Raw genomic sequence first — 15816 nt, forward strand, 5'->3', positions numbered from 1 at the left:
GTCGATCGCGGAACTGCCCCATGGTGAGGGCCCGCCCTCGCCGTCATCGATGGGTCGGCGCCCTATGGAACGGCGTCCACACGTGGGGTTTCAACACACGCTGACGTCCGTCACCCCTGGCCCTTTCCGAAACCGCGTGTGCTCAGAGCGGCCGTACGGCCATCCGGTCGAGCGCTTCGAGCAGGCCCGGCAGCTCCGGGCCCCGGCCCACCGGCAGGACCTCGCCGGGTTCGTCGTCGAGCAGGACGAACGCGATGTCGTCGGTCCGGGCCACCAGCGACCAGCCGGGGCCGTCGGCACGCAGGGTGCGCGCGCCTCCCGGGGCGAAGGACGAGCGGACCCGGCCGAGCGGCGGCGGCGAGTCGACGTACGCGCGTGCCTCCGCCAGCACCCGCCGGATCCCTCCGTGCCCCGGCCGCCCGTCCGGCCGGCCGCCCGCTTCTGCCGTCCGGCCCTCCTCCGCGGCCCCCTCGGCGTCGTCGGCCGCCCGGGCCGAACCGCCCGGCGCCGTGAATGCCGCGTCGTCGACCTGCTCCCGCCAGACCGCCCACTGCAGCGCGATCTCGTCGGCACCCAGCCGGCGCTGGGCCGGCCCCCAGGCCCCGGCGTCCGGCGGGGCCAGCGGGGGCCCGTCCGCGGCGTCCGGGCCGGGATCGTGCGGCGCGGGCACGTTCGGCGCCGCGACGGCCACCGCGAGGGGCCAGCCGGGCAGCGCGGCGACGACCGTGCGCTCGTCCGGCGACAGGTCGTGCTCCATCCCGCAGTCCCAGGACGCGATCGCGACGGCGACCAGCGAGACGTCGTCGACGACGACGGTCCACCGGGCGCCCTCGCCGTCCTGGCCGAGCACCAGCCCGTACCCGTCGGCGAGGGGCGGAAGGCCGAGCGCCGCGCACGCCTCCGGGTAGTCGTCGCCCAGCACGCTCGGGAACGTCGCCGGCGTCAGCAGCGCCGCGGTGAGCACATAGAGCGCGTCGTCCGCGGCGGCGACGGCTTCCTCGTCCGTCCCGGCCATCCCAGCCTCCCCATCGCTTCGTCCACCGGCGCGCACCCTATGCCGACCCCGAGCCGCTTGTCACGACCCCCGCAGCCATACCCGGAGCTGCAGGTTTCCGGCCGGACGGGGCGAATCGACCACGCGCCGGCGGACGGTTCAGGCGGCCGGAAGACCCAGCAGCGCCCACGCGACCGTCCCCGGAGACTCGTCCCGCTCCCGCGCGAGCGTGATCACCGCCCGGCACGCCGGCTCGTTCACCCCGAACGACAGCGCCTCCGGCGACACCCAGTCGGCCGCCTCGTCGATCCGGTCCTGATCGTCCTCCGCACAGGCCGAGACGTACGCCGCGGCGGCCTCGAACAGAAGGTGCGGACGCTCCTCCCGACCGGCCCGGCCCTCCGCGCGTCACCCGCCGATCACTCTGCTCCCGATCCCCCGAACCCTTCCCCACATGCGGTCCGTCTTCCCCCGGCACGGTTGTCCTCGCCGACCGTTCATCTCCTCCTGCTCAACGTGGAGTCGCGGCTTCGGCGGGAGAAGGGGGCGGCACGGTGCGGCACTCCGGGACCTGCGCCGTTCCGCGGACCGGCCGGCTGCTCGCCCGGACGGCAGAGCTCACGGAGCGGTCCGGCAGGCGCGGCCACCGGTCGGCGGACCCGGGAGCCACCCCGTACCGGGACTTCGGAGCGGCCCGGTGCGGAACCCGGACCGGGCGCCCGGCGCGTGGCCGGATGCTCAGTCCGCGCGTACGGCCAGCGTCAGGAAGCGCGTGTCCTCGTCGACGTACGACGTCATGCGCCACCCCGAACGGGACAGCAGCGCACGGAGATTCGGCTCCGCGCGGAGGTCGTCCGGGGTGAGCGTGCGGTCCTGCCGGGCGGCGAGCGCCGCCCGGCCGACCGGATGGAACAGCGAGAGCACGCCACCCGGCCGCACCACCCGCGCGATCTCCCGGAGATTGCCGGCCGGGTCGGGCAGGTGGGCGATCAGACCCGCCGCGAACACGGCGTCCAGCGCGGACGGGCGCAGCGGCAGCGCGGCGACGTCGGTCAGCAGCAGCGTTCCGTCACGGTCCCGTCCGGCCCGTGCCGCCTCCCGCAGCATGGCCGGCGTCAGATCCGCGCCGAGGACCACGCCCGAGGGCCCCACGGCCGCACGCAGCGGCGGCAGGGCACGCCCGGTGCCGCAGCCCGCGTCGAGCACCCGGTCACCCTCGCGCAGCCCGAGCGCGGCGACCGCGGCGGCGTAGACCGGACCGTCGTCGGGGAAGCGGCGGTCCCAGCCGGCGGCACGCGCGGTGAAGAACTCCTGGACGTGTGTGTGGTCGTCGCTCATGCTCCGCATGATCCCTCACCGGAACGGGTGACACCCTTGCTCGACTCGGTGGGATGACCGTGGGATCAGGGCTCGCGCCACTGTTCCTCGGTCATCTTCCGCCCTTGGCTCCCGTCCTCCTTGCCCGGCGCCCGGTCGTGGGGAAGGCTGGCGCGAGGGCCCTCCCGCCAGGAGGGAACGGCACACGGGGCAGACCACGGGGAAGAACCAGGGGGAGACACACGACATGGCGCAGAACCAGGGACTCGACTGGCTGCTGGACGACCTGACCCAACGCGTCGAACACGTACGGCACGCACTGGTCCTGTCCAACGACGGGCTGGTGACGGGCGCGAGCACGGGGCTGCGGCGCGAGGACGCGGAGCACCTAGCCGCCGTCTCGTCCGGACTGCACAGCCTCGCCAAGGGTTCGGGACGACACTTCGGCGCGGGCGGGGTACGCCAGACGATGATCGAGTTCGACGACGCGGTGCTCTTCGTCACCGCGGCGGGCACCGGCAGCTGTCTGTGCGTATTCAGCGGGGCGGAGGCCGACATCGGCCAGATCGCGTACGAGATGACCCTGCTGGTCAACCGGGTCGGCGAGCATCTGGACGTGGACGCCCGCCGACGGAAACCCGACACAGAGCTCTGACCTGCGTATTCGTCCTCCGCTGCGGAGTTATCCACAGGCTCGCCACGGAGAGTGACAAAGCGGCTACGGTTTTTCCCGGCGGCGCACCCGGCGCCGGCCGCCCACACTCCACGGGGGAAGACGAACATGCCCGGACAGCGCACCGTCACGTACAACACCACCGCCATCGCCGCGCGGCCCGCGACGGCACGGGAGGTCCGGGTCGGCCCGGGCCGCGCGGCCCGCGAACTCGGTCTCAAAAGCACCGAGTTCGATCTCGCCGTGCAGCTCGGGCGGATCCGGACGATCCCCGACGCCGGCGGAGGGGGCCGGTGGGTCGACCGGGCCGAGATCGAGCGGCTCCGCGCCGGACCGGGGTTTCCGGAGGCCCTGCGCCGGAACGTGCAAGCCGTGGGCACCACGGAGGGCGCCGCCCTCATCGACGTGACGAAGACCCGTTTCACCCGCCTCGCGAGGCTGGGACTGCTGGTGCCCGTGAAGTTCTACCTGAACCGCTACCGCGCCGTGGTCTGGCTCTACCTGGCCGAGGAGCTACGGCTGTTCGCGGCCGACGACAGGAACACACCCCTGCTGACGGGGCGCACGCCCGAGAACCTCAGGAGCCAGCTCGACACCGGCATCGACCTGCGCCCGCGCAACTGGCGCACCCGGCAGCTGGGCTTCATGCTCCGCCGGGCCGACGACCCCTGGGCGCGCGCCGGGGCCGTGGCGTCGCTGCTCGGCCCGCTGCACGTGTCGGAGGCCGTTCCGGACCCCTACGACCGCTCCCACCTCAACGGGTTCCGCCGGCCGCCACCGTCCCACGGCGCGCCCGGCTCACCGGCCGCGGACCTGGCGGAAGAGCTCATGACCGCTCAGGACCCGGACGAGGTCGCCTGGCTGCAGGCCGATCTGGCCCGGCTGACGGAGGAGGCGCGGGCACACCGGCCGGCACCCCGTCCCGCTCCCCGCCGACCGGAACCGGCCCAGCGCGCGCCGGAAGCCGTCGAGCCGGTACACGGGACGTCCCGCGGCCTGCTGGGCCGGTGGTGGCGCGGAAACCGGTGACCTACAGGGCCCGGAACAACCCCTCCTGGACGACGGACACCAGCATCCGGCCCTCCAGGTCGTAGATCCGGCCGCGGGCCAGACCCCGCCCGCCCGTGGCGATCGGCGACTCCTGGTCGTACAGGAACCACTCGTCGGCGCGGAACGGACGGTGGAACCACATCGCGTGGTCCAGCGACGCCATGTCGAAGCCGCGCGGCCCCCACAGCGGCTCCACCGGGATCCGCACGGCGTCCAGGAGGGTCATGTCGCTGGCGTACGTCAGGGCGCAGGTGTGCACCAGCGGATCGTCGCCGAGCGGGCCGACCGCGCGCATCCACACCGCGCTGCGCGGTTCGGCGCCCTTGACGTCGTCGGCATCCCAGCGCAGCCGGTCCACATAGCGGATGTCGAAGGGCTGGCGGCGTGCCATCCGCTCCAACTGCTCCGGCAGCGCGCCCAGATGCTCACGGATCTCGTCCGACACCGTCGGCAGCGACTCGGGGTCCGGGACCTCGCGGGCCGGCGGCAGCTGGTGCTCGAAACTCCCCTGTTCAGGCTTGTGGAAGGAGGCGGTCAGATTGAAGATCGTGCGTCCCTGCTGCACCGCGGTGACCCGGCGGGTCGTGAACGACCGGCCGTCCCGCACCCGTTCGACCTGGTACACGATCGGCACCCCGGGTCTGCCCGGACGGAGGAAGTACGCGTGCAGGGAGTGCACGGGACGGTCGCCCTCCGTGGTGCGGCCGGCGGCGACCAGGGCCTGGCCGGCCACCTGGCCGCCGAAGACCCGCTGGAGGGACTCCTGCGGGCTGCGGCCACGGAATATGTTGACCTCGATCTGCTCCAGGTCGAGCAGGGCGACGAGGCTCTCGGCCGGATTCGTCATGGGTGGGTTTCTCCTGTGCTCACAACTGGCCGACATCGGTGACCCGGACGACCGCGCGGCCCTCCGCGTCGGAGGCGGTGAGGTCGACCTCGGCACTGATGCCCCAGTCGTGGTCGCCGCCGGGGTCGTCGAAGATCTGCCGGACCCGCCACAGCCCGTTCTCCGGCTGCTCCTCGATCAGCAGCAGCTTCGGCCCACGGGCGTCGGGACCGGTGCCGAGCTCCTCGTACTCGTCCCAGTACTTGTCCATCGCCTCGCCCCAGGCATCCGCGTCCCAGCCGCCCTCGGCGTCCAGCCCGCCCAGCTCGTCCACCTGGTCGAGGGCGGCGAGCTCGACCCGGCGGAACATGGCGTTGCGGACCAGGACGCGGAAGGCACGCGCGTTGGCGGTGACCGGCTTGACCTGGTCGGCCCTCTCCTGAGCCTCCTCGGCGGTCATCTCCTCCGGGTTGGCCAGCTGCTCCCACTCGTCCAGCAGGCTGGAGTCGACCTGGCGCACCGTCTCGCCCAGCCAGGCGATCAGGTCCTCCAGGTCCTCCGACTTCAGGTCGTCCGGGACGGTGTGCTCCAGCGCCTTGTAGGCGCTCGCGAGGTAGCGCAGCACGATGCCCTCGGTGCGGGCCAGCTCGTAGTGGGACACCAGCTCGGTGAACGACAGCGCCCGCTCGTACATGTCCCGGATCACGGACTTCGGCGACAGCGGATGGTCACCGACCCAGGGGTGGCTCTTGCGGTAGGTGTTGTACGCGTGGAAGAGCAGCTCCTCCAGCGGCTTCGGGTAGGTGATGTCCTGGAGCCGCTCCATGCGCTCCTCGTACTCCACCCCGTCGGCCTTCATCGCGGCGACCGCCTCGCCGCGCGCCTTGTTCTGCTGGGCGGCGAGGATCTGACGAGGATCGTCCAGCGTGGACTCCACGACGGACACCATGTCCAGCGCGTACGACGGCGACTCGGGGTCCAGCAGTTCGAACGCGGCCAGTGCGAACGTGGACAGCGGCTGGTTCAGCGCGAAGTCCTGCTGCAGGTCCACGGTGAGGCGGACGATCCGGCCCTCGGCGTCCGGCCGGTCGAGCTTCTCGACGATGCCGCCGTCCAGCAGCGAACGGTAGATGGCGATCGCCCGCCGGATGTGCCGCAGCTGCTGCTTGCGCGGCTCGTGGTTGTCCTCCAGCAGCCGTCGCATCGCCTCGAAGGCGTTGCCGGGCCGGGCGATCACCGACAGCAGCATGGTGTGCGTGACCCGGAAGCGGGAGGTCAGCGGCTCCGGCTCGGAACCGATCAGCTTCTCGAAGGTCTGCTCGCTCCACGCGACGAAGCCCTCGGGTGCCTTCTTGCGCACGACCTTGCGGCGCTTCTTCGGATCGTCGCCCGCCTTGGCCAGGGCCTTCTCGTTCTCGACGACGTGCTCGGGGGCCTGTGCCACCACGAAGCCCTCGGTGTCGAAGCCGGCGCGTCCGGCGCGGCCCGCGATCTGGTGGAACTCACGGGCCCGCAGTGTGCGCACGCGGTTGCCGTCGTACTTGGTCAGGGCCGTGAACAGCACCGTGCGGATGGGGACGTTGACGCCCACCCCGAGCGTGTCGGTGCCGCAGATGACCTTCAGCAGACCCGCCTGCGCGAGCTTCTCCACCAGCCGCCGGTACTTGGGCAGCATGCCGGCGTGATGCACGCCGATGCCGTGCCGGACGTAGCGGGACAGATTACGGCCGAACTTGGTGGTGAAACGGAAGTTGCCGATCAGCTCGGCGATCTTGTCCTTCTCCTCGCGCGTGCACATGTTGATGCTCATCAGCGCCTGCGCCCGCTCCACCGCCTGCGCCTGCGTGAAGTGCACGATGTAGACCGGCGCCTGCCGGGCCTCGAGCAGATCGGTGAGCGTCTCGGTGAGCGGCGTGTACCGGTACTCGTAGGACAGCGGCACGGGACGCGTCGCCGAGCGGACCACGGCGGTGGGGCGGCCGGTGCGGCGGGTGAGGTCCTTCTCGAAGAAGGAGACGTCGCCGAGCGTCGCCGACATCAGCACGAACTGGGCCTGCGGCAGCTCGAGGAGCGGGATCTGCCAGGCCCAGCCGCGGTCCCCTTCCGCGTAGAAGTGGAACTCGTCCATCACGACCTGGCCCACGTCGGCGTCCTTGCCGTCGCGCAGCGCGATCGACGCCAGCACCTCGGCGGTGCAGCAGATGACCGGGGCGTCGGCGTTGACGGACGCGTCGCCGGTGAGCATGCCGACGTTCTCGGTGCCGAAGATCTTGCACAGCTCGAAGAACTTCTCCGACACCAGCGCCTTGATGGGCGCCGTGTAGAAGGTGACCTCGTCGCGCGCCAGGGCGGCGAAGTGGGCGGCCGCGGCGATCATGCTCTTGCCGGAGCCCGTGGGCGTCGACACGATCACGTTCGCCCCGGACACCACCTCGATCAGCGCCTCCTCCTGATGGGGGTAGAGCGTGAGACCGCGCTCCTGGGCCCACGACTCGAAGGCTTCGTAGAGGGCGTCGGGGTCGGCGGTCGGCGGCAGCTGATCGATGAGGGTCACGCCCCCATCTTGCCTGCCCGCCCGGCCGATGGGGGAATCGGCTGCGGGCACGAAGATCGCGGACGCTACGCTGTGTCGCCGGCGGGGCGTCAACGCGCCGGGTCGACCGGCCGACGGCGAACGAGGAATGGGGCGGGCAACGGCGATGATGGGACCAGCACACTCACTGTCGGGCGCCGCGGCCTGGCTCGGGGTCGGCGCGGCGACGGCCGCGGCCGGACACCCCATGCCCTGGCCGGTCCTCCTGGCCGGCGCCCTGATCTGCGCCGGTGCCGCGCTCGCCCCCGACCTGGACCACAAGGCGGCCACCATCTCACGGGCCTTCGGCCCCGTGTCCCGCTGGCTGTGCGAGATCGTCGACAAGCTGTCCTACGCCGTCTACAAGGCCACCAAGAAGCAGGGCGACCCGCGCCGCTCCGGCGGGCACCGCACGCTCACCCACACCTGGCTGTGGGCGGTCCTGATCGGTGCCGGCACCGCGGCCCTGGCGATCACGGGCGGCCGCTGGGCGGTGCTGGCCATCCTCTTCGTGCACATGGTGCTGGCCATCGAGGGCCTGCTGTGGCGGGCGACGCGCGGCTCCAGCAGCGACGTCCTGGTGTGGCTGCTGGCCGCGGCCTGCGCCTGGATCATCGCGGGCGTCCTGGACCAGCCGGGACACGGCTCCGACTGGCTGTTCACCGAGCCGGGCCAGGAGTACCTGTGGCTGGGGCTGCCGGTCGTTCTGGGCGCGCTGGTGCACGACATCGGGGACGCGCTGACCGTCTCCGGCTGCCCGGTCCTGTGGCCGATACCGGTGGGCCGCAAGCGCTGGTACCCGATCGGCCCGCCGAAGGCGATGCGGTTCCGGGCGGGCAGCTGGGTGGAGCTGAAGGTGCTGATGCCCGTGTTCATGCTGCTGGGCGGAGTGGGCTGCGCGGCGGCACTCAACGTGATCTGAGGGACGCGCCCGTCCGGGACTCAGCCGGAACCCTCACCGCCGTACCGGCGCTCGAAGCGGGCGACGCGGCCCTCCGTGTCCACGGTCCGGGCCCTGCCCGTCTAGAACGGGTGGCTCTCCGAGGAGATCTCCACCTCCACCACCGGGTAGGTCTCGCCGTCGTCCCACTCGATGGTCCGGTCGCTGGTCGCGGTGGACCGGGTGAGGAAGGCGTATCCGGCGGCACGGTCACGGAAGACGACCGGGTGGTAGTCGGGGTGCTTGTCCTGCTGCATGGATGCTCCTCGGGGTCAGCCCGGCAGGTTGTCCTCGTCGACGACGTGCACCGCGGCCTCTTCGGCGGAGGCGGCCGCGCCGTCGATGCCGACGTCCATGGCGACCAGGGCCTCCTCCTCGTCCTCGTGCGCCCCTTCGTCGGGGGCCACGAGCCGGCCGGAACGTGCGGCTCCGACCTCGTCGTCCAGGAGTTCCCCGTCGGTGTCCTGGGAATCGCCCAGGCCGTCACCGTCAGGTCCGAGGGAGTCGGGCTGCTCCTCGGCGAGCCGCTCCTCCAGCGTCTCGCCCCGATGGCGTTCCCCAGCCGTCACGCCGGTGTGCTCCACCGCCCAGGGACGTTCCGGCGGGGACCAGCCCCGGTCGAGGGGATCGTCGACCCCGTCGTACTCAAGGGTGTCCTCCGCGTCGAGCAGCCCGGTGTCCTCCCTCTGCTCGGAACCGTCGGGCTGGTAGACGTCATCTCCCCATCCGTCGGCGCTGTTCACGGGTACCTCCAGGGGGTGAGGACCGGCCCCTTCTCACCGCGGACCGCGGCGGGTCGCCGCTGCACGGGGCACCGGCGCCGTCCGTGCCCGGTCCGCCGGGCCCCGGGCACCCCCGAGCCGGTGCCTGACTCCAGCCTTCCACCGGAGCTCCCCACCGCGCAACGGCACACCCCCGGCGGTCTGCGTGCCCGGGATCCTCACCCCGCCCCGCCCGGCACCCCCGCCGGTACCCCGGCCCACGGCCCGGAACCGTCCCCGGGCCGGAGGACCCGTACGGGTACGGCCGTCGGCGCGGGCCGCGTTCCCCGGTCCCACCGCTGCCGGGGGCGCCGGATGCCCCGAGCCGGCGGCCGGCCAGGGGTACGGCACGGTGCCGCCGGTCCGGGCGGCGGGATTCCGGGCCGGCCCGAGGCCACACCGAAAGGTCCGAGGCCACACCGAAAGGTCCGAGGGGACCTCGCCGACAGGCCCGCCCCCCGCCGGGACGGCACATGCTCAGCCGTGCCAGGAGCGCCACAGTGCCGCGTACGCCCCGTCCGCCGCGACCAGGTCGTCGTGGCTGCCCAGTTCGCTGATGCGGCCGTCCTCCACGACGGCGATGACGTCCGCGTCATGGGCGGTGTGCAGGCGGTGGGCGATGGCGACGACGGTCCTGCCGTCCAGGACACGGGCCAGGGAGCGTTCCAGGTGCCGTGCCGCGCGCGGGTCGAGCAGCGAGGTCGCCTCGTCCAGGACCAGCGTGTGCGGGTCGGCCAGCACCAGCCGGGCCAGCGCGATCTGCTGGGCCTGGGCCGGGGTGAGCGCGAACCCGCCGGAGCCGACCTCGGTGTCCAGACCCTCGTCCAGCGCACGGGCCCAGCCGTCCGCGTCGACCGCCCCGAGCGCCGCCCACAGTTCGGCGTCCTCCGCGTCGGTCCTGGCGAGCCGCAGATTGTCGCGCAGGGAGCCCACGAAGACGTGGTGCTCCTGGTTGACCAGGGCCACATGTTCCCGGACCCGTTCCGCGGTCATCCGCGACAGCTCGGCGTCGCCCAGGGTGACCCGCCCGTCCCGGGGCGCGTAGATCCCGGCGAGCAGCCGGCCCAGGGTGGACTTGCCCGCGCCCGAGGGACCGACCAGCGCCAGCCTGGTCCCGGGGGCGACCGCGAGGGATACCTCGCGCAGCACGTCGACGCCCTCCCGGTAGCCGAAGCGCACCCGGTCCGCGTGCACCCGGCGCCCGTCGGGGGCGAGCGCGGCGTCACCGGCGTCGGGCTCGATGTCCCGGACCCCGACCAGCCGGGCCAGCGACACCTGCGCCACCTGCAGCTCGTCGTACCAGCGCAGGATCAGTCCCACCGGGTCGACGAGCATCTGCGCGATCAGCGCGCCCGTGGTCAGCTGGCCGACACCGATCCAGCCCTGCAGGACGAACACCCCGCCGATCATCAGCACCGAGCCGAGCACGGTGACGTGGGTGATGTTGACCACGGGGAAGAGCACCGACCGCAGCCAGAGGGTGTAGCGCTCCCAGGCCGTCCACTCCTCGACCCGCTGGTCCGACAGCGCCACTCGGCGCGCGCCGAGGCGGTGCGCCTCCACGGTCCGCCCCGCGTCCACGGTCTCGGCGAGCGCGGCGGCCACGGCGGCGTACCCGGCGGCCTCCGAGCGGTAGGCGGCCGGCGCCCGCCGGAAGTACCAGCGGCAGCCGATCACCAGCAGCGGCACGGCGAGCAGCACGGCCGGCGCCAGCTCGGGTGCCGTGACGACCAGCCCGCCCAGCAGCAGCACCGCCCACACCACGCCGATGGCGAGCTGGGGCACGGCCTCGCGCATGGCGTTGCCGAGCCGGTCGATGTCGGTCGTGATCCGCGACAGCAGATCACCCGTGCCCGCCCGTTCCAGCACGCCCGGCGGCAGCCCGACCGACCGCACCAGGAAGTCCTCGCGCAGATCGGCCAGCATCCGCTCGCCGAGCATCGCCCCGCGCAGCCGTACCTGCCGGACGAACACCGCCTGAAGGGCCAGCGCGAGCACGAACAGCGTGACCGTGAGCCCCAGGTGCAGCTCCCGCTCCCGGTCCGATACCCGTTCCACCAGTCCGCCCAGCAGATACGGGCCCACCATCGAGGCGAGCACGGCGACCGTGTTCACGGTGATCAGCAGCACGAAGGCCCGGCGGTGCCTGCGCAGCAACTCGCTCACGTAGGTGCGGACGGTCGCGGGCGCACCCACCGGCAGCGTGCTGGCCGCGGTCGGGGCCGCCGGGTCGTAGGCCGGTGGCGCCACGCCGATCATGCTGTCTCCTCGATCTCTTCCAGTTCTTCCAGTCGGTGCAGGACCTCGTCCTCGCGCAGGACGCCGTCCTTGTCCAGGGCCTCCGCCGACGCGGTCTCGTCCTCGGTCCCGCGCGTCACCACGGCCCGGTACCGGGGCTCGGTGCGCACCAGTTCGCGGTGGTCGCCGACCGCCGCGACGGTGTCGCCGTGCAGGAACACCACCCGGTCGGCGCGGTCCAGCAGCAGCGGGGACGAGGTGAACACCACGGTGGTGCGCCGCGCCCGCAGTGCGCGCACGCCCTGGGCGATGCGGGCCTCGGTGTGCGAGTCGACGGCCGAGGTCGGCTCGTCCAGGACGAGCACCTCCGGGTCCGTGACCAGCGACCGGGCCAGCGCGAGCCGCTGGCGCTGCCCGCCGGACAGGGACCGCCCGCGCTCGGTGATCCGCGCGTCCATCGGGTCGTCGGCGTCCACCGAGCCCTGCACCAGCGCCGCCAGCACGTCCCCGCACTGCGCGGCGTCCAGCGCGTCGCGCGGGTCGACCGCGCCGGACGCGGGCACGTCGAGCAGTTCGCGCAGGGTGCCGGAGAGCAGCACCGGATCCTTGTCCTGCACGAGGACGGCCCGGCGGGCGGAGTCCAGTGGCAGTTCGTCGAGCGGCACCCCGCCGAGCAGCACCGGGGTGCCCCGCTCGGAGGCGTGCCCGCCGAGCCGTTCGGCCAGCCGTCCCGCCGCGTCCGGGTCCCCGCACACCACGGCGGTGAGCCGGCCCGTGGGGGCGAGCAGGCCGGTCTCCGGGTCGTACAGGTCCCCGGCCGGGTCCTCGGCGGCGCGCGACCCCGCGGTGTCCGTGGCCCGCTCCAGCGACAGCACGCGCGCGGCCCGCTTCGCCGAGGGACGCGAGAAGGAGTACGCCATCGCGATCTCCTCGAAGTGCCGCAGCGGATAGGTGAGCACCATGACCGAGCTGTAGACGGTGACCAGTTCGCCGACGGCGATCCGGCCCTCGCGGGCGAGATGGACGCCGTACCAGACCACCGTGATCAGCAGGATCCCCGGCAGCAGTACCTGGATCGCGGCGATCAGGGCCCACATCCTGGCGCTGCGCACGGCGGCGTGGCGGACCTCCTGGGAGGCGCGGCGGTAGCGGTCGAGGAACAGTTCCTCGCCGCCGATGCCACGCAGGACGCGCAGCCCGGCGACGGTGTCCGAGGCGAGCTCGGTGGCCCGGCCGGCCTTCTCGCGCTGGACGTCCGCCCGCCGGGTGGCGCGGGGCAGCAGCGGCAGCACCGCGATCGCCAGCACCGGCAGTCCCACGGCGACGACGACCCCCAGCGCCGGCTGGTAGACGACCAGGCCGACGCAGACCAGCACGATGGTGACCGCCGCCGCGGTGAACCGCGACAGGGCCTCCACGAACCACCCGATCTTCTCGACGTCACCGGTGGAGACCGCCACGACCTCCCCGGCGGCGACCCGCCGGGTCAGCGCGGAGCCCAGCGTCGCCGCCTTGCGGGCCAGCAGCTGCTGGACGCGGGCGGCGGCGGTGATCCAGTTGGTGACGGCGGCGCGGTGCAGGAAGGTGTCGCCGATGGCGTTGCCCGCGCAGGCCAGCGCCATCAGGCCGCCGGCCAGCGCGAGCCGGCCGCCGGAGCGGTCGACCGCGGCCTGGACGGCGACGCCGACGCAGAACGGCAGCGAGGCGACCGAGGCGAAGTGCAGCAGGCCCCAGGCCAGCGACTTGAGCTGCCCGGACAGCTGATTCCGGAAGAGCCACCACAGGAATCGGGGACCCGAGCGCGCGTCGGGCACCCCCGGATCGGGAAACGGAAGGTCTTGAATCTGCATGACGTCCCAGTGGCTCGGATCAGGGGGCGGCGGAAACGGGGGAAGGCGGAGGCGCGCGCAGTCCGAGGACGGCGGCAGCAAACCGTGACAGGTTGACCCCGCTACGTACCGGGAGGCAAACGGTTTTCCACACGACCGCACAGAACCGGCGCCGGGGCGGCCGGCACCGCCGTACCGTCACGTCACACGGGTCATACGGACGCGTCACCGCAGCGCGCGGGTACCGTCCCGTCGATCAGGGTGTTCAGCAGCTCGCCCAGTGCCTCGCGCTGGGCGTCCCCCAGCGGGGCCAGGATCTCCTCCGCGGCGGACCGGCGCGCGGCGCGCAGTTCCCGCAGGGCCGCGCGCCCGTCGTCGGTGAGCTCGATCCGGATCACCCGCCGATTGGCCGGATCCGGCACCCGTCGCACCTTGCCGTTCGCCTCCAGCCCGTCGACCAGCGTGGTGACGGCGCGGGGGACCACCTCCAGCCGCTCGGCCAGATCGGCCATACGGGGCGGTGAACCGTAGTGCGCGAGGGTACGCAGCAGCCGTGACTGGGCAGGGGTGATACCGAGTTCGCGCCCCTCCAGATGGCGCTTCTGGATGCGGTGCACCCGGCGGGTCAGCCGAAGCAGCTGCTCGGCCAGCAGGCCGTCGGGATCGGGGGCGGTCATACGGGAACAATATCAGGATGCCGTTCATTGTGAGTATAGGTAACAATGAGCTGCGCTCACCCCGCCCGTGGACCCGGGCACCCCCCGCCCGCGAACCCGGGCGCCCTTGCCGAAGGAGACCATGCACCCCGACCGCGAACCCGACTGGATCCCGCCCGCCGGTGCCAAGGAGCAACCCCGGCAGGTGCGGCGCATCCTGAAGCTCTTCCGTCCCTACCGGGGCCGCCTCGCGATCGTCGGCCTGCTCGTCGGGGCCGCCTCGCTGGTCTCGGTGGCCACCCCGTTCCTGCTGAAGGCGATCCTCGACGTCGCCATCCCCGAGGGCCGCACCGGGCTGCTCAGCCTGCTCGCGCTCGGCATGATCCTCAGCGCCGTCCTCACCAGCGTCTTCGGCGTGCTGCAGACCCTGATCTCGACCACCGTCGGCCAGCGCGTGATGCACGACCTGCGCACTGCCGTCTACGGCCGGCTCCAGCGCATGTCGCTCGCCTTCTTCACCCGCACCCGCACCGGCGAGGTCCAGTCCCGCATCGCCAACGACATCGGCGGCATGCAGGCCACCGTGACCTCCACGGCGACGTCCCTGGTCTCCAACCTCACCAGCGTGGTCGCCACCGTCGTCGCGATGCTGGCGCTCGACTGGCGGCTGACCGTGGTCTCGCTGGTCCTGCTGCCGGTGTTCGTCTGGATCAGCCGCCGCGTCGGCAACGAACGCAAGAAGATCACCACCCAGCGCCAGAAGCAGATGGCGGCGATGGCCGCCACGGTCACCGAGTCGCTCTCGGTCAGCGGCATCCTGCTCGGCCGCACCATGGGCCGCTCCGACTCCCTGACCGGCGCCTTCTCGGACGAGTCCGAGCGGCTGGTCGACCTGGAGGTCCGGTCGAACATGGCCGGCCGCTGGCGCATGGCCGTCATCACGATCGTCATGGCCGCCATGCCGGCGATCATCTACTGGACGGCCGGCATGGCCCTGCGGACGGGCGGCCCCGAGGTCTCCATCGGCACCATCGTCGCCTTCGTCTCGCTCCAGCAGGGGCTGTTCCGTCCGGCCGTGAGCCTGCTGTCCACCGGCGTCCAGATCCAGACGTCGCTCGCGCTCTTCCAGCGCATCTTCGAGTACCTCGACCTCCCGATCGACATCACCGAGCGCGAAGACCCGGTCCACCTCGACCGGGTCAAGGGAGAGGTCCGCTTCGAGGGCGTCACCTTCGGATACGACGACAAGGGCGGCCCCGTCCTCGACGGCATCGACATCACCGTCCCCCCGGGCGGCAGCCTCGCCGTGGTCGGGCCGACCGGTGCCGGCAAGTCCACCCTCGGTCACCTCGTGCCACGGCTGTACGACGTCACGGGCGGCCGGGTCACCCTCGACGGCGTCGACGTCCGCGACCTCGACTTCGACACCCTGGCCCGCGCGGTGGGCGTCGTCTCCCAGGAGACGTACCTCTTCCACGCCTCGGTCGCGGACAACCTGCGCTTCGCCAAGCCGGACGCCACCGACGAGGAGCTGCACGCGGCGGCGCGGGCCGCACAGATCCACGACCACATCGCCGCCCTGCCCGACGGGTACGACACGGTGGTCGGCGAGCGCGGTCACCGGTTCTCCGGTGGTGAGAAGCAGCGCCTGGCGATCGCCCGCACCATCCTGCGCGACCCGCCGGTCCTGGTGCTCGACGAGGCCACCAGCGCCCTGGACACCCGTACCGAGGCCGCCGTCCAGGAGGCCATCGACGCACTGTCGGCCAACCGCACCACGGTCACCATCGCCCACCGGCTGTCCACCGTTCGGAGCGCCGACCAGATCGTGGTCCTCGACTCCGGCCGCGCGGTCGAACGCGGCACGCACGAAGAGCTGCTGGAGCGCGGCGGGCGCTACGCGGCCCTCGTACGCCGGGACGCCCAACTGGAGCCGACAAGATGAAGATATGCCGGGTTT

12 protein-coding genes and 2 pseudogenes are annotated in these 15816 nt (G+C 72.7%); 4 read left to right on the forward strand and 10 right to left on the reverse strand.

The window, feature by feature from the left end; genetic code table 11:
* Positions 1 to 142 precede the first annotated feature (142 nt).
* From ACIA6T_RS20025 to ACIA6T_RS20035, 3 genes and pseudogenes are all read right to left on the reverse strand, one after another.
* On the reverse strand, positions 143 to 1015 hold the full coding sequence (locus ACIA6T_RS20025) for a hypothetical protein (RefSeq protein WP_399447811.1): 873 nt from the start codon (positions 1013 to 1015) through the stop codon (positions 143 to 145).
* A gap of 138 nt (positions 1016 to 1153) precedes the next feature.
* Positions 1154 to 1450, reverse strand: a pseudogene (locus tag ACIA6T_RS20030) (hypothetical protein).
* A 282-nt stretch (positions 1451 to 1732) separates the two neighbouring features.
* Complete coding sequence (locus tag ACIA6T_RS20035; protein WP_399447812.1) at positions 1733 to 2332, reverse strand: class I SAM-dependent methyltransferase; 600 nt, start codon at positions 2330 to 2332, stop codon at positions 1733 to 1735.
* Positions 2333 to 2558: 226 nt separating this feature from the next.
* Here ACIA6T_RS20035 and ACIA6T_RS20040 point away from each other — a divergent pair, with 226 nt between their 5' ends.
* Positions 2559 to 2966 carry a roadblock/LC7 domain-containing protein gene (locus tag ACIA6T_RS20040; protein WP_399447813.1) on the forward strand — a complete coding sequence of 136 codons (408 nt, stop codon included), beginning with the start codon at positions 2559 to 2561 and terminating at the stop codon, positions 2964 to 2966.
* A 126-nt stretch (positions 2967 to 3092) separates the two neighbouring features.
* Positions 3093 to 4013, forward strand: coding sequence for a DUF6397 family protein (locus ACIA6T_RS20045; RefSeq protein WP_399447814.1), 921 nt, complete (start codon positions 3093 to 3095; stop codon positions 4011 to 4013).
* 1 nt (position 4014) lies between these two features.
* On the opposite strand, the gene ACIA6T_RS20050 is transcribed toward ACIA6T_RS20045, so the two are convergent.
* Positions 4015 to 4881, reverse strand: coding sequence for an acyl-CoA thioesterase II (locus ACIA6T_RS20050; RefSeq protein ID WP_073934723.1), 867 nt, complete (start codon positions 4879 to 4881; stop codon positions 4015 to 4017).
* Between the two features lie 19 nt (positions 4882 to 4900).
* Positions 4901 to 7414 (reverse strand): DEAD/DEAH box helicase, encoded by a 2514-nt coding sequence (locus ACIA6T_RS20055; protein WP_399447815.1) that lies wholly within the window; start codon positions 7412 to 7414, stop codon positions 4901 to 4903.
* Positions 7415 to 7559: 145 nt separating this feature from the next.
* On the opposite strand from ACIA6T_RS20055, the gene ACIA6T_RS20060 reads away from it, so the two are divergent.
* Entirely contained in the window at positions 7560 to 8354 is a 795-nt protein-coding gene (locus tag ACIA6T_RS20060) for a metal-dependent hydrolase (RefSeq protein ID WP_399447816.1), read from the forward strand.
* Between the two features lie 20 nt (positions 8355 to 8374).
* Here the strand turns inward: ACIA6T_RS20060 and ACIA6T_RS20065 are convergent.
* The 5 genes and pseudogenes from ACIA6T_RS20065 to ACIA6T_RS20085 form a co-directional block, all read right to left on the reverse strand.
* Positions 8375 to 8629: pseudogene (locus tag ACIA6T_RS20065) on the reverse strand (type B 50S ribosomal protein L31).
* 15 nt (positions 8630 to 8644) lie between these two features.
* On the reverse strand, positions 8645 to 9115 hold the full coding sequence (locus ACIA6T_RS20070) for a DUF5709 domain-containing protein (protein ID WP_399447817.1): 471 nt from the start codon (positions 9113 to 9115) through the stop codon (positions 8645 to 8647).
* 495 nt (positions 9116 to 9610) lie between these two features.
* Entirely contained in the window at positions 9611 to 11392 is a 1782-nt protein-coding gene (locus tag ACIA6T_RS20075; RefSeq protein ID WP_399447818.1) for an ABC transporter ATP-binding protein, read from the reverse strand.
* Positions 11389 to 13221: an ABC transporter ATP-binding protein gene (locus tag ACIA6T_RS20080; RefSeq protein ID WP_399447819.1), complete on the reverse strand. Its 1833-nt coding sequence runs from the start codon at positions 13219 to 13221 to the stop codon at positions 11389 to 11391. The genes ACIA6T_RS20075 and ACIA6T_RS20080 overlap by 4 nt, the downstream gene beginning before the upstream one ends.
* Before the next feature lie 191 nt (positions 13222 to 13412).
* Positions 13413 to 13877, reverse strand: a complete 465-nt coding sequence (locus ACIA6T_RS20085; RefSeq protein WP_399447820.1) for a MarR family winged helix-turn-helix transcriptional regulator — start codon at positions 13875 to 13877, stop codon at positions 13413 to 13415.
* Between the two features lie 121 nt (positions 13878 to 13998).
* Between ACIA6T_RS20085 and ACIA6T_RS20090 the strand changes: the two genes are divergently transcribed.
* Positions 13999 to 15801, forward strand: a complete 1803-nt coding sequence (locus tag ACIA6T_RS20090; protein ID WP_399447821.1) for an ABC transporter ATP-binding protein — start codon at positions 13999 to 14001, stop codon at positions 15799 to 15801.
* Positions 15802 to 15816 lie beyond the last annotated feature (15 nt).

Origin of the sequence: Streptomyces sp. NPDC051740 (assembly GCF_044453165.1) — a bacterium.
GTDB classification, from domain to species: domain Bacteria; phylum Actinomycetota; class Actinomycetes; order Streptomycetales; family Streptomycetaceae; genus Streptomyces; species Streptomyces atrovirens.